General features: G+C 69.3%; 12 protein-coding genes. 4 read left to right on the top strand and 8 right to left on the bottom strand.

Annotation, left to right across the window (positions count from 1 at the left end; genetic code table 11):
• The first annotated feature begins 63 nt into the window (after nt 1-63).
• Nucleotides 64-813, top strand: coding sequence for a DUF2306 domain-containing protein (locus ABTX24_RS19750; protein ID WP_350841977.1), 750 nt, complete (start codon nt 64-66; stop codon nt 811-813).
• Here ABTX24_RS19750 and purL read toward each other — a convergent pair.
• Nucleotides 732-3020, bottom strand: coding sequence for a phosphoribosylformylglycinamidine synthase subunit PurL (gene purL, locus ABTX24_RS19745; RefSeq protein ID WP_350841975.1), 2289 nt, complete (start codon nt 3018-3020; stop codon nt 732-734). The two genes, ABTX24_RS19750 and purL, sit on opposite strands and share 82 nt — an antisense overlap.
• Nucleotides 3021-3061: 41 nt before the next feature.
• Nucleotides 3062-3709 (bottom strand): hypothetical protein, encoded by a 648-nt coding sequence (locus tag ABTX24_RS19740; RefSeq protein WP_350841973.1) that lies wholly within the window; start codon nt 3707-3709, stop codon nt 3062-3064.
• 182 nt (nt 3710-3891) lie between these two features.
• Between ABTX24_RS19740 and ABTX24_RS19735 the strand changes: the two genes are divergently transcribed.
• Entirely contained in the window at nt 3892-5178 is a 1287-nt protein-coding gene (locus ABTX24_RS19735; protein ID WP_350841971.1) for a sulfatase-like hydrolase/transferase, read from the top strand.
• Nucleotides 5179-5342: 164 nt separating this feature from the next.
• Nucleotides 5343-6695, top strand: a complete 1353-nt coding sequence (locus tag ABTX24_RS19730) for a glycoside hydrolase domain-containing protein (RefSeq protein WP_350841969.1) — start codon at nt 5343-5345, stop codon at nt 6693-6695.
• On the opposite strand, the gene ABTX24_RS19725 is transcribed toward ABTX24_RS19730, so the two are convergent.
• From ABTX24_RS19725 to ABTX24_RS19700, 6 genes are all read right to left on the bottom strand, one after another.
• Nucleotides 6678-7304, bottom strand: coding sequence for a hypothetical protein (locus ABTX24_RS19725; RefSeq protein WP_350841967.1), 627 nt, complete (start codon nt 7302-7304; stop codon nt 6678-6680). The genes ABTX24_RS19730 and ABTX24_RS19725 overlap by 18 nt on opposite strands.
• Nucleotides 7304-7912 carry a hypothetical protein gene (locus ABTX24_RS19720; protein WP_160026688.1) on the bottom strand — a complete coding sequence of 203 codons (609 nt, stop codon included), beginning with the start codon at nt 7910-7912 and terminating at the stop codon, nt 7304-7306. The genes ABTX24_RS19725 and ABTX24_RS19720 overlap by 1 nt, the downstream gene beginning before the upstream one ends.
• The gene (locus ABTX24_RS19715; RefSeq protein ID WP_350841965.1) at nt 7899-9695 is read right to left on the bottom strand and encodes a M91 family zinc metallopeptidase; all 1797 of its coding nucleotides are present in this window, start codon (nt 9693-9695) and stop codon (nt 7899-7901) included. The genes ABTX24_RS19720 and ABTX24_RS19715 overlap by 14 nt, the downstream gene beginning before the upstream one ends.
• Nucleotides 9696-9706: 11 nt before the next feature.
• Nucleotides 9707-10126, bottom strand: a complete 420-nt coding sequence (locus tag ABTX24_RS19710) for a hypothetical protein (protein WP_350841963.1) — start codon at nt 10124-10126, stop codon at nt 9707-9709.
• A 101-nt stretch (nt 10127-10227) separates the two neighbouring features.
• Nucleotides 10228-10734 carry a YflT domain-containing protein gene (locus ABTX24_RS19705; protein ID WP_160026685.1) on the bottom strand — a complete coding sequence of 169 codons (507 nt, stop codon included), beginning with the start codon at nt 10732-10734 and terminating at the stop codon, nt 10228-10230.
• A gap of 24 nt (nt 10735-10758) precedes the next feature.
• On the bottom strand, nt 10759-11310 hold the full coding sequence (locus ABTX24_RS19700; RefSeq protein ID WP_160026684.1) for a TetR/AcrR family transcriptional regulator: 552 nt from the start codon (nt 11308-11310) through the stop codon (nt 10759-10761).
• A gap of 174 nt (nt 11311-11484) precedes the next feature.
• Between ABTX24_RS19700 and ABTX24_RS19695 the strand changes: the two genes are divergently transcribed.
• Nucleotides 11485-12924: an MFS transporter gene (locus ABTX24_RS19695; RefSeq protein ID WP_350841960.1), complete on the top strand. Its 1440-nt coding sequence runs from the start codon at nt 11485-11487 to the stop codon at nt 12922-12924.
• Nucleotides 12925-13154: the final 230 nt, after the last annotated feature.

The raw sequence follows: 13154 nt of genomic DNA, 5'->3' as shown, positions 1-13154 counted from the left end.
CGCCTCTCGCTTCTGCGTAATCTATAAACTGTTAATCACGTACGCTATTAGATCGGACGGCTCATGAGCACTTCGCAACGACCTCTGGCACGCCAGTGGTGGGTCTTCCCGCTGGCCGCCGCGACGGTGATCTTCCTGGTGACGGCGTTGCCGCGGTACGTCGGACTGGACCCGTCGCAGTCGCTCGTCGAGACCGACCGCGGGCCGGTCTTCTACCCGGCGCTGGTGACACACATCTTCTTCGGCTCGGTGATGCTCTGCTGCGGCGTACTCCAGCTGTGGCCGTGGCTGCGCGCCAACCATCCGACGATGCACCGCTGGACCGGGCGCACCTATGTCGCCACCGCGATCCCGACCGGTGTGGGAGCGCTGGTCACCAGCCAGTTCCCCGCCGCCGGACCGTCCCAGCAGGTCGGCAACACCTTCTTGGCCGTACTGTTCCTGCTGTTCACCGTGCAGGGCTACCGGGCCGCGCGACAGCGTCGCTTCAAGGACCACCGCGAGTGGATGTACCGCAGCTATGCGATGGCGTTCTCGATCGTCGCCAACCGTTTCTGGGGCATGGCCCTGATGTTGATCTTCGTGCCCGACATCATGACCAACGCCGAGCTCGGCACCGAGGACGCCACGCTCGCCAGCGCAGCCGCGGCCTCAGCGTGGGTCAGCTGGGTCGTGAACCTGCTGATCGCCGAGTGGATCATCCACCGCAAGCCGCGCCGGCGACGCGCCGATCAGGCCAGCGCGTCCCGCAGGGTCGAGCGCCAGACGCCGGTGAGCTCCTCGAGCGGGATCTCGACGCTGCCGCCGTCGTAGGAGATCGAGTACGCCGCGCCACCCGTCACACCGAGCTGCGTCGCCGCGACCCCGTGGCGCTCGGCCAGCGAGGTGAGCCGCTCGACATCGGCGGCCTTTACGGTGACGACCGCGCGGGCGACCGACTCCGAGAAGAGCGCGACGAACGGGTCGCCGGCGAGCGTGACCGAGACGCCGATCCCCGACGACATCGCCGGCTCGGCCAGGGCCTGCATCAGGCCACCGTCGGAGAGGTCATGGGCGGAGGTGACGAAACGTGCCTCCAGCAGCAGCTCGGCGAGCGCCTTCTCGGCCGCCAGGTTCACCTTGGGCGGCAGCCCGCCGAGGTGGCCGTGCACGACGTGGGCCCACTCCGAGCCGGAGAGCTCCTCGTGGGTCTCGCCGAGCAGGACGACGACCTCGTCGGCCGCCTGGAAGTCCGAAGGCGTACGCGTGGTGACGTCCTCGATCACACCGAGCGTCGCGACCACCGGCGTGGGGTGGATGGCGGTCTCGCCGGTCTGGTTGTAGAGGGAGACGTTGCCGCCGGTGACCGGGATGCCGAGCTCGAGGCAGGCGTCCTTCAGGCCGCGGGTGGCCTCGGCGAACTGCCACATCACGTCGGGGTCCTCCGGGGAGCCGAAGTTGAGGCAGTCGGAGATGGCCAGCGGCTTGGCGCCGACGGAGGCCACGTTGCGGTAGGACTCAGACAGCGCGAGCTGGGCACCGGCGTACGGGTCCAGCTTGGCGAAGCGGCCGTTGGCGTCGGTGGCGAGCGCGACACCGAGGTTGGTCGACTCATCGACCCGGATCATGCCGCCGTCGGCGGGCTGGGACAGGACGGTGTTGCCGCGCACATAGCGGTCGTACTGCTCGGTGATCCAGGACTTGTCGCACAGGTTCTCCGAGGCGACCAGCTGGAGGACGGTCGAGCGGAGCTCGTCGGCCGAGGCCGCACGCGGGAGCTTCTCGGCCACGTCGGCCTGCAGCGCGTCCTGCCACGACGGGCGGGCGTAGGGGCGCTCGTAGACCGGGCCGTCGTGGGCCACGGTGGTCGGGTCGACGTCGACGATGGTCTCGCCGTGCCAGTCGACGCGCAGCCGGCCCTCGCCGGTCACGGTGCCGATCACGGCCGCCTCGACGTCCCACTTGGCGCAGATGTCCATGAAGGTCGCCTCGTCCTCGGGCGCGATGACCGCCATCATCCGCTCCTGCGACTCGCTCATCAGGATCTCCTCCGGAGCGAGCGTCGAGTCGCGCAGCGGCACCCGCTCGAGGTGCACGTGCATGCCGCCGTCACCGGCGGCGGCGAGCTCGGAGGTGGCACACGAGATGCCGGCCGCACCGAAGTCCTGGATGCCGCGGACGATGCCGGCGGAGAAGAGCTCGAGGGTGCACTCGATCAGCAGCTTCTCCATGAACGGGTCGCCGACCTGCACGCTCGGGCGCTTGGCCGGACCGTCCTCGTCGAACTCGACGCTCGCGAGGATCGAGGCGCCGCCGATGCCGTCGCCGCCGGTGCGCGCGCCGTACATGATCACCAGGTTGCCGGCGCCGGACGCCTTGGCGAGGTGGAGGTCCTCGTGACGCAGTACGCCGACGCAGAGCGCGTTGACCAGCGGGTTGCCGAGGTAGGAGGCGTCGAAGACGGCCTCACCACCGATGTTGGGCAGGCCCAGGCAGTTGCCGTAGTGGCCGATGCCGGACACGATCCCGGGCAGCACCCGGTGGGTGTCCTCCTCAGAGAGCGGTCCGAAGCGGAGCGGGTCCATGACGGCGACCGGCCGCGCGCCCATCGCGAGGATGTCGCGGACGATGCCGCCGACACCGGTCGCGGCGCCCTGGTGGGGCTCGACGTAGGAGGGGTGGTTGTGGGACTCGACCTTGAAGGTGACCGCGTAGCCCTGGCCGACGTCGAGGACGCCCGCGTTCTCACCGATGCCGGCGAGCATCTTTCCTGCCGGGGTCTCCTGCGGGATCTCGCCGAACTGCTTCAGGTGCACCTTGGAGGACTTGTAGGAGCAGTGCTCCGACCACATCACCGAGTACATCGCCAGCTCGGCGCCGGTCGGCCGGCGGCCGAGGATGCGCCTGATCTCGGCGTACTCGTCCTCCTTCAGGCCGAGCTCGGCCCAGGGCTGCTCTCGGTCGGGGTCACCGGCAGCGTGGTGCACGGTGTCCAGGAGCGGAAGATCGGACGCAACGGCAGCGGACGAAGTCTCGGTCACGGGCAGAAATCTACGTCAGAAGTGCCCAATCCCCTTAGTCGTCAGCGGGGCAGCCCGCGCCACTCCCGCAGGTCGCGGATCTGACCGAACTCGTGGAGCGCCTGCCGAGCCACCTCGCCGTCCCCGGCGTAGGCGGCGACGCTCCAGCCGTGACCCTCGACCATCTCGGCGGTGACCCAGGAGGCCTCGCCGTGCGGGGTGGGCAACCGGCGCGGACGCCAGGAGAGCGACATCGCGCCGTCGAGGCGCTGCTCGATCCTCGGGGTCGAGCCGGTGGCGGCGTACTTCCTCTGACCGGTCCGCCAATCGCCCCAGTAGGCGTAGTGGAGGTAGACCTGGGAGCCGCGCCAGGACATCGAGCACTCCACGAAGAGGTCGCGCGCCTCGGTCTCACCGGGGGCGCACTCGGCGCTCCGGGCAGCGTCCTCGTAGCCGGGGAAGACCCACTTCATGCCGTCCGCGCCGCGCGGGTCCGGGCACCGGGTCAGGGAACCGGAGCCGTTGCCGTCCCAGCAGACATAGGGCGTGTTGACCTGCCTGGTGGTCGAGCTGACCTGGTCGGCGACCGCGAACGGCCCGATCACCTCGCCGCCGTGCGCGACATGGATGATCCCGGCGACCGTCAGCGCGAGCATGACCGTGATCGCGAAGAGGACCGGCGTCACCCGATCGCGTCGTCGCTGCCGCACAGGTCCCCACCCCCTTGGCGATCCATTCCTTTACCAAGGTAACGCCGCCAGGCGGGTTTGGTTAGGGCCCATATGTACCGGGACCAACGTCCCGTCGCGTCCGCCGACCGAGACCTCTGCCCGCAGGTTGGACCAACCCCTAGTCTTCTATTCGTAGTTATTCACTAAAGAAAGGCCATTCGGTGTCCTCCCCCAGCACGTTCAGCCGACGCAGCCTGCTCGCCACCGGGGCCGGCGCGGTCGCCGCCACCGGCCTCGCCACACCCGCCAACGCAGCCACCGAGACTCCGTTCAAGGCCCGTAAGGTCAACCGGCCCAAGCGCAAGCCCAACCTCCTGGTCATCCTGGGCGACGACCTCGGCTGGGCCGATCTGTCCGCCTACGGCTCCCCCGACATCAAGACGCCCCACCTGGACCGGCTCGCGGCCTCGGGCGTGCGGTTCACCGATGCGTACTCCGCTTCCTCGGTCTGCTCCCCCACCCGCTTCGGCCTCTACACCGGGCGCTACCCCGGTCGCCTCGCCGGCGGCCTGCCGGAGCCGATCAGCTCGCCCAACGAGCTGCACGGCATCCCTCTCGACCATCCGACGCTGGCCTCGCTGCTCAAGGACCAGGGCTACCGGACCGCGCTGTTCGGCAAGTGGCACTGTGGCTATCTGCCCTGGTACAGCCCGACCAGGGTCGGCTGGGACGAGTTCTTCGGCAACTTCTCCGGTGGCCTCGACTACTTCTCGAAGGTCAACCACAACGGCGACCACGACCTCTACGAGGACGAGGTGGAGGTCGAGGACCTTCGCTACTACACCGAGATCGTCACCGAGAAGGCCGTCAGCTTCATCGAGCGCGACCACGACGCCCCCTGGCTCCTCAACCTCAACTTCACCACGCCGCACTGGCCCTGGGAGGGACCCGAGGACAAGGCGGTGAGCGATGAGCTGACCGCCCGGATCGAGGACGGCGAGAAGGGCGTGCTCTTCCACAACGACGGCGGCTCGCTGGCGACGTACAAGACCATGGTCGAGGACCTCGACCAGTCGATCGGCCAGGTCATCCGGGCCCTCGAGCGCACCGGCCAGCTCCGCGACACCGTCGTCTTCTTCGCCAGCGACAACGGCGGCGAGCGGTTCTCCAACGTGTGGCCGTTCACCGGAGCGAAGTCGGGCCTCAACGAAGGCGGCATCCGGGTGCCCACCATCCTCAGCTGGCCCGGCACCCTGCCCGGTCGCCAGGTCAGCGACGAGCCCGCGGTCACGACCGACTGGACCGCGACCTTCCTGGAGCTCGCCGGCGCCACGCCGTCGCCGGAGTATCCGCTGGACGGCACCAGCCTGGTGCCGCTCCTCTTCGGCGGCCGGCCGCGCGAGACCCAGGACCTCTTCTGGCGCATGCGCGGACAGCGGGCGCTGCGCCGCGGCTCGCTGAAGTACCTGCAGCTCGACGGCACCGACCACCTCTACGACCCTGAGTGAGGACGTACGCGAGCAGGCCGACCTGGCCCGGAAGCGGCCCGAGGATCTGGCGGAGCTCCGTGCGGCCTGGGAGAAGATCGACGAGACCCTGCTGGCGTACTAAGGACGTACGCCTGGCGAGTCCACTGGTAACTGAGTGACGGTTGTGACTACCGTGACGAAATATGGGGGACTTCACCAGGTTCAAGTACGTCAGACGGGCGCTCGGCGCGGGCTTGATCTCGGGCGTCGTCGGCGTCGCGGGGCTGGCAATGCCCAGCCCCGCGGCCGCCGCGAACCGGGTCACGCCGGGCAACTTCACCGGCTATGGCTTCGACCAGTGCCAGGCGCCTTCGCAGACTGCGATGGACCGCTGGTGGAGGCACTCGAACTTCGGCGCGGTCGGCATCTACATCGCGGGCAACTCGCGCGGCTGCCGCAACCAGACCAACCTCAGCTCGACCTGGGTGCGCACCCAGCTGGCGCGTGGTTGGCGACTGCTGCCGATCACGCTCGGCCCGCAGGCATCCTGCAACCCGCACTTCCCGCGCTACCGCGACGACCCGCGGATCAGCGCCAACTCGACCAACCAGTACGCGACGGCGAAGCGCCAGGGCATCAACCAGGCCAACGCGACCGTGGACGCCGCCAAGCGCTACGGCATCGCCGCCGGGAGCACGATGTTCTACGACCTCGAGGGCTTCGACATCGGCAACAAGCGCTGCCGTGAGTCGGCGATGTGGTTCGTCTCGGCCTGGAGCCACCGGATCAAAGCGCTCGGCTACCGACCGGGCATGTACTCGAGCGCGTCCTCCGGCATCAAGGCGATGTACGCCGTCTGGCACGCCCAGCCGCGCGGCTTCGTCTACCCCGCGGACCTGTGGATCGCCGACTGGGACGGCCGCGCCGGCACGTCGACCCGCTACATCCCGGACACCCCCTGGAACCCGCACAAGCGCGTCAAGCAGTACCGCGGCCCGCACAAGGAGACCCACGGCGGCACCACCATCGAGATCGACTCCAACTTCGTCGACCTCGGCCGAGGCTCCTACGCGCGGCCGGTGACCCATTGCGGCGGCGTGCCGGTCAGCTTCACCAGCTACCCCGCCCTGAGGCCGCGCACCGGCTCCTACACTCCCTCGCCGATCTACACGAAGGCGCTCGAGTGCATGCTCCGCGAGCGCGGGAACTTCGGCGGCGCCATCGACGGGACGTACGACCGAGGGCTGGTGAGCTCGATCAACGCCTGGCAGCGCTCGCACGGCCTGACAGTGCGGAAGACCTGGACGCAGGGCGCCTGGAAGACGCTGTGGGCCGCCAACAGCCGCCCGCTCCTCAAGCGCGGCTCCGCCGGCGAGAGCGTCCGCGACCTCCAGCGCGCCCTCAGCGCCACCTCCGCGCCCGAGCGTCCGAAGATCACCGGCGTCCTGGACTGGAACACCCAGGTCGCCCTCGTCGCCTACCAGAAGCGTCTCGGCCGCACCGCGAACGGCATGGCCACCGAGGTCACCTGGTACGACCTAGCCCACGGCCGCTGAGTCCGAGCAGTACAGGTGCTGCTTGGCGCTCGCGTGGCCGACGATCCTGGTCCCGTCCTCCTCGGTTCGCGGAGTCATCGACTCGGGGAAGGGCGGGGTGACCACACCGAGGCAGAACCTGACTTCATCGACGTCCCTCGGGATCGACATCGGCCCCGTTCCGAGGTCGGTCCCGAACGGATGGAACCAGGTCAACGGCAGAGCCGACGTCACCTCCACCTCGACAACCTCGGCCGGCCCGACCTCGGTGACCCCGACATCCGGGATCGATGCCCAGGTCTGGTCGGTGTCCGGAAAACCGAACAGCGCCTGTGAGAGCAGTGCCCCGCCGTCGGCGTCCTCCGTCACGTACGCCGCGTCCTCCCGGTAGCGGACGCCGGCGCCCGCCGCGACCCCGGGCCGGTTGATGAGCAGCAGTGGCTCGTCACCGTCGTTGGCGAACCGGTAGGCCACCTGCACCTCGGCGTCCCGGACCGTCACCTCGGCATCGAACCTCGCCTCCGGCGCCGACGCTGAGCCCGACGGACCGAACTCGCCGTAGGGGGAGTCCTCGGCGCACCCGCTGAGGGACATCAGCAGCGCCACCACGAGTACGCCGACGCGCGTCATCAGTCCAGTGATGCTGGATCGGAGCAGAAGATCTGCTGGGACTCGGCGGCCGAGTCGGAGTGGGCGAGACCGGTCGCGTCGGCTGGGACGCCCTCCGGATAGAGGTCGCGGAGGTCGAGGACGCCGATGCAGAAGACGACCTCCTCGACCGGGTCCGGGAGCTCCGGGACGGAGTCGTCGTCGAACGGTCGATATTCCTCGAGCGGCAACGGCACGCGTACGTTCCGCTTCATCTCCTCTCCCGCCGCAAGCTTGGCCCAACCGACCGCCGGCATCTGCGCGAAGTCCTTGTCGTCGGGCAGCGCGAAGACCCGCTTGCTGACCTCGGCTCGGCTCCCACCGCTGCCCAGGACGTAGACGGTGTCGGCCGACTCCGGCTGCAGCGCCCCGTTGGCGTACGTCGGCACCGAGTCGACCACGTAGACGTCGGTGTCCGCGTCGTTGACCACCCGATAGCTGACCTCGAGCGCGCCGTCCGTCTGGGCGACCTCGGACTCGAAGCGCACCCCCTCGATCTCACGCTCCCCCTCCGGGACCTTCGCGCAGCCGCTCATCACCAGACCTCCCGCCAGCAGCGATGCCAGGAGCATCAACCTAGTAGTGGTCACGGTGCGGAGCTCCCATCTCGTCGCGGAGGCCGTTCTCGGTGTAGACGTACGGGTGGTCCGGGTCGATCTGCTCCGGCGTGCTGGGGTCGTTGTCGTGATCGACGGGAAGACCGGCAGCCTCACGCTCACGGTTGTTCGTCCCCTGGTTCTCGGGGTCGTCGCCGTGATACTCACCGGGCTCGAGGGTGTCGTGCATGTAGTCGTAGACGTGCGCCATCTCGTGGTAGAGCACCGCGACCGGCGGGCCGTCGACGGGCGTCTGGGGAGCACGGTTGCCGGTGTTCATCGTGTCGATGTCCGGCATGTACTCGATCTCGTTGCCGCCCATCGGCCCGTTGGACGCCGAGCTGTTCGGTGTGTCACCGACGTACTCGCGGATGGTCAGGTTCTCCTGCCCGATCCCGAACACGCCCGAGTCGTCGTGTCGCCGGTCCAACGCGGCGAGCATCTGCTGGCCGGTCGGCGACGCGGCCAGCATCTCGAGGTCCGCGCGGGTGCGGGCGACGAACTCCGGCGAACCCTCGATCTTGATCCACTCCGGGACCTCGGTGATCTGGACCGTCACGTGCTGCTCGACGTCCTCGTCGGTGTCGCCGGATTCGCTGTGGGCCTTGTCGTCACCCGAGCCACCGTAGGTGGTGTCGCTCCCCCGCCCGGCGTACGTCACGTCACCGCCGGCGCCACCGTGGATCCGGTCGTTGTCGTCGCCGCCGGAGGCGATGTCGTTGCCGTCACCGCCGACGAGCAGGTCGTCGCCATCTGCCCCTTCGAGATAGTCCTGGCCGCGACCACCGCTGATCCGGTCGTTCCCGGCCATGCCGTAGACGGTGTCGTCGCCGCCCGCTCCGGTGGCGAGGTCGTTGCCGCCCTGGGCGTCGATGTAGTCGCGATCGGTGCCGCCCGAGACCCGGTCGTCGCCGTCACCGGCGAAGACGTGGTCGCGGCCCTGGCCACCGAGGATGCGGTCGCTCCCGCTGCCGCCGTTGAGCCGGTCGTCACCTCTGCCACCGAGCAGCGAGAGGTTGACGTTGGTGCCCTGCGGGACGTTGATCTCGTCGTTGCCCTCGCCGGCGCGGATGACGACCTCGTTGCCGGGTGGCACCTCGTACATCTGGCCGTTGACGGTGACGACCTGCCGTCCGGTCAACGGGTTGATCCCGACCGTGACCACGTCGTCGCCGCTGCCGGTGTTGATGTAGGTCTTTCCGTCGACGTTGATCATGCCGACCGAGTCCACGTCGGCGGGGAGGTGGAACGGGTCCTGTCCGGACTCGGCGATCGCCGCCATGCTCGTCGCCAGCCCCCGCCAGGCAGCGGTGGTGTCGATCAGCACCTGCCGGTCTGCGTTGAGGTCGCGGTCGAGGCCGGTCCGGAGCTCGGAGGCACGCGCGATGGCGGCGGTGACCAGCTTGCTGTCCTCGGGGGTCTCGGGCTCGAACCGGATGTCACCCGACGGGCTGCCCTGGTGCGGGATGTGGGCCACCGTCGCCCAGGACTGGTCGAGGTGGCCCTGGGCGATGCGTACGGTGCCGGCGATCCGGGCCGTGGCCGAGGACGCCTTGTCGGCGAGCTCGCGCGCCGTGTCGAGGTCGGTCAGGAGCGTCTTGCGATGCCCTTCGTAGGACTCGGCCGTCTGGCCCTCCCAGTCGGCGACGACGTCCTTGGAGCCGCTGATGAACGCCTCGGTGACGCTGTCGAGCGCCTTCGCGATCGAGGTCCAGCCACGCGAGGCGTCGTCGATCGACGCAGCGTCGTCCCACAGCTTCCAGGTGCCTTCGGACATCTCGGTGCCTCTCAGCGCGGGGTCGGGGTCGGGCCCGGTGACGGGCTCGGAGTGGGTGAAGGCGGCTGCGGACCCGGGGTCGGCTCCGGAGGCCGCGGCGTCGGACCCGGCTCCAGCGAGTTGCTCGACTGGGCGGCCCGGGCGATCTCCTCGTCGGTCGCGGAGATGTCGAACGCGCACAGCATGAGGGCGTCGGCGTCCGCCTCGAAGACGGCCGCGAACGACTCGAGCGCGCTGGAGGCTGCCTCGACCAGCGGCCCGTGGGCAGCCATGGTGTCGTAGCCGCCCTGGGTGTTGCCGGCGTCGCGTGAGGCGACCACGAGGGCGCCGGCGTTGTCCGTGGTCGCACCGGTCAGGTCCATCGCCCAGTCGATGCAGCGGTCGGCGAGCCTGACGAGCTCGGCGGGACGTACGTTGATCTGAGATGACATCGGGGCCTCCTTCTCCAACGGAGTTCTTCCCCGGAACACGTGTGACTACACGGGAACGCCGCGCCTATCTCACGATCCGAGACGCAGGAGAAGGGTGCCCGTCAGGAGAACGGGTTGGGGAGGGCGCCCGGGAGGTCGGCGAGGAGCTCGCGGGCACGGCCGGCGACCTTGTGCTCGACGAGGACCTCGTACTTGGTCGGCACGATGACCTTGACGCTCGAGAAGTCGCGGGTGCCGCGGGTGGCGGCGTAGCCGATCAGCGACCAGATGAGGCCGAAGACGATACCGAGGAGCACGGTCGAGAGCAGGATGAAGAGGAAGTTCTCGTTGCCGAAGAGCGACATGATCAGGCCGACGAAGACACCGAGCCAGGCGCCGGAGAGGACGCCGGCGAGGGCGACCTTGCTCCAGGTGAGGCGGCCGGTGATCCGCTCGATCTGCTTCAGCTCGGTGCCGACGATCATGCAGTTCTCGACCGGGAACTCCTTGTCGGAGAGGAAGTCGACCGTCTTCTGCGCGGCGGCGTAGTCGTCATAGGTCGCGAGCGACTGGGGAAACTCCAGCTTCAGCGGGCTCTGCGGGCCGCTGACCGGCGAGGTGAAGGACATACGCCCAGTGTGCCCCAGGCGAGGTCAGTTCTTGAGGACGCCGTTCGCGATGACATCGAGCATGGGACGTACGTCCTTGGCCTCGAGCGAGGAGTGGTCGGCCATGGTCGCGACGCCACCGAGGAGACGGCACACGTCGAGGTTGTCGACACCCTCGCGGAGCACGCCGTGCTCGGCCATCTCCTTCAGGACGCTCTCGTTGGCGTCGGCGTAGGTCTGGCACTTGGTGCGCAGCGGGGAGTCCTGGCAGCCCAGGGAGGCGGTGATCTTGGCGGCGGCGCCCTGGTGGCGGGTCAGCAGCGAGACGTACTCCTCGAACCAGGCGAGGAGCTTCTCCCGGCACCCACCCTCGGTCGCCATCGCCTTCTCGACGTGAGCGGCGACCTCCTCGATCCAGGTCGCCATGATCGCCTCGTGGAGCGCCTCGCGGGTCGGGAAGTGGCGGTAGAGGGTGCCGGGACCGACACCCGCACGCCGGGCCACCTCGTCGAGAGGTGCGTCGAGACCGCGCTCCTTGAACACCGCGTGGGCGACCTCGATCAGCCGCTCGCGGTTGCGCTGCGCGTCGGCTCTCATCCGGACCTCCTCAGTGGCTCCCGCCTCGCTGCGGGCGCCTCAGGTTAACAGCAGCCTCCGCCACAGCAGCTAAATGCGTTGCTAACCGGAGACACTCTCCGGTAGTGTCGTCATCAAGCGGAGACTTCCTCCGCTTCACTGTACTCCTTCTCCGTCTCCAACAGGAGCTCTCGCATGACATCCACCGTGGCACCACCCAAGCCACCCGCGGCCACCAAGGCCGCCGGCGCCGGGATCGCCCTGGTCCTGATCGCCCAGCTGATGATCGTCCTCGACGCGGCGGTCGTGAACGTCGCGCTCCCCCGGATCGCCGACGACCTCGAATTCACTCCGGCCGCCCTCACCTGGGTGCTCAACGGATACACGCTCGCCTTCGGCGGGCTCCTCCTGCTCGGCGGTCGCCTCGGCGACGTCTTCGGCAGGCGGCGCGTGTTCGTGGCCGGCCTCTCCGTCTTCACTCTCTTCTCACTGGCCGGCGGACTCGCGCCGACCGACGACCTGCTCGTGATCGCCCGCGCCCTGCAGGGCTTCGGCGCCGCGATCGCCGCACCCCAGGTGCTCGCCCTGCTGACCACGTCCGCGAAGGACGAGGGCGGCCGGGCCCGGGCGATCGCGCTCTTCTCCGCGGTCTCCTCCAGCGGCGCCTCGATCGGGCTCATCCTCGGCGGCATCCTCACCGACATCGCGTCGTGGCGCTGGACGCTGTTCATCAACGTACCGATCGGGCTCGTCGTGCTCGCCCTCGTCGGCCGTCTCGTCGCCGAGACCGCGCCGCGACCGGGGCGCTTCGACATCGTCGGCGCCGTGACCGCGACCGGTGGTGCGGCCGCGATCGTCTGGTCGCTGATCGGCGCCCCGGAGCACGGCTGGACCTCCGCGCGCACTCTCGGCGGAATCGCGGTCGGCCTGCTCCTGCTGGTCGCCCTCGTGCTCACCGAGCGCCGGGTCGCCCACCCGCTGCTGCAGCTCCACCTCTTCAACAGCCACCGCCGCGTCGCCGCGTTCATCGCCGCGGTCGGGCTGGTCGGGGCTCAGTTCGCGACGTTCTACCTGACCGTGATCTACCTGCAGGGCGTGCTCGACATGGGGCCGCTCGCCTCCGGGCTGGCGTTCCTGCCACTGACGCTGATGATCTTCGCGGTGTCCCGGGTGGCGCCTCGGATCGCGGCCCGGATCGGGATGTCGCGAGTGCTGGTCCTGGGCGCCACCGGTCTCACCCTGTCGTTCGTGTGGCTGAGCACGCTGACGGAGACGAGCACGTACGCCGGCGCCGTACTGGTTCCCTTCCTCCTCAACGGCGCCTTCGCCTCCCTCGTCTTCACCTCCACCACGGCTCTCGGCCTGGAGGGTGTCGACGCCGCCCACGCCGGCTCGGCCTCGGGTCTGGTGCAGACGATGCAGCAGCTCGGCGGCTCGATCGGGCTGGCCGTGATCGCCTCGGTCTACGTCGCCAACGGCACCCCCGGCGAGGTCGTACCGGGGATGCGCGAGGCCTTCTATGCCGCGGCCGCCTTGGGCGCGCTCGGCATCATCGCCTCGCTGAGCGTGGTGGTCCGCCGACACTCCGGAACCCGTTCGTTCGCCCCCGGCCGGGCGGCGGTCGAGGTCGACTGATTCATCGCGGACGGGTGGCTCGCAGTATGAGTCACCTGGGCTATGGCGCGAGGGGTTGCCCGGTGCTCCCATGAACCATGGGGGGTATCAGTTCCAGGCGCACCCGGCGAGCACTGGGCGCCGGCGTCATCGCAAGCATCCTGGTCGTCGCGGGGCTGGCTTCGGCCGATCTCCGAGGCCAGGTCGCGCGCCTGGGCCTGGTCGACGTTGATCCGCTGGCGCTGGGCGGC

Source organism: Nocardioides sp. NPDC127514 (genome assembly GCF_040302125.1).
Taxonomy (GTDB): domain Bacteria; phylum Actinomycetota; class Actinomycetes; order Propionibacteriales; family Nocardioidaceae; genus Nocardioides.
This window is presented reverse-complemented; position numbering and strand designations above follow the sequence as displayed.

Coding starts and splice junctions, on each gene's coding strand:
- ABTX24_RS19750 (WP_350841977.1), top strand. CDS start 64: ATGAGCACTTCGCAACGACCTCTGGCACGCCAGTGGTGGGTCTTCCCG.
- ABTX24_RS19730 (WP_350841969.1), top strand. CDS start 5,343: ATGGGGGACTTCACCAGGTTCAAGTACGTCAGACGGGCGCTCGGCGCG.
- ABTX24_RS19725 (WP_350841967.1), bottom strand. CDS start 7,304: ATGACGCGCGTCGGCGTACTCGTGGTGGCGCTGCTGATGTCCCTCAGC.
- ABTX24_RS19715 (WP_350841965.1), bottom strand. CDS start 9,695: ATGTCCGAAGGCACCTGGAAGCTGTGGGACGACGCTGCGTCGATCGAC.
- ABTX24_RS19710 (WP_350841963.1), bottom strand. CDS start 10,126: ATGTCATCTCAGATCAACGTACGTCCCGCCGAGCTCGTCAGGCTCGCC.
- ABTX24_RS19705 (WP_160026685.1), bottom strand. CDS start 10,734: ATGTCCTTCACCTCGCCGGTCAGCGGCCCGCAGAGCCCGCTGAAGCTG.
- ABTX24_RS19700 (WP_160026684.1), bottom strand. CDS start 11,310: ATGAGAGCCGACGCGCAGCGCAACCGCGAGCGGCTGATCGAGGTCGCC.
- ABTX24_RS19695 (WP_350841960.1), top strand. CDS start 11,485: ATGACATCCACCGTGGCACCACCCAAGCCACCCGCGGCCACCAAGGCC.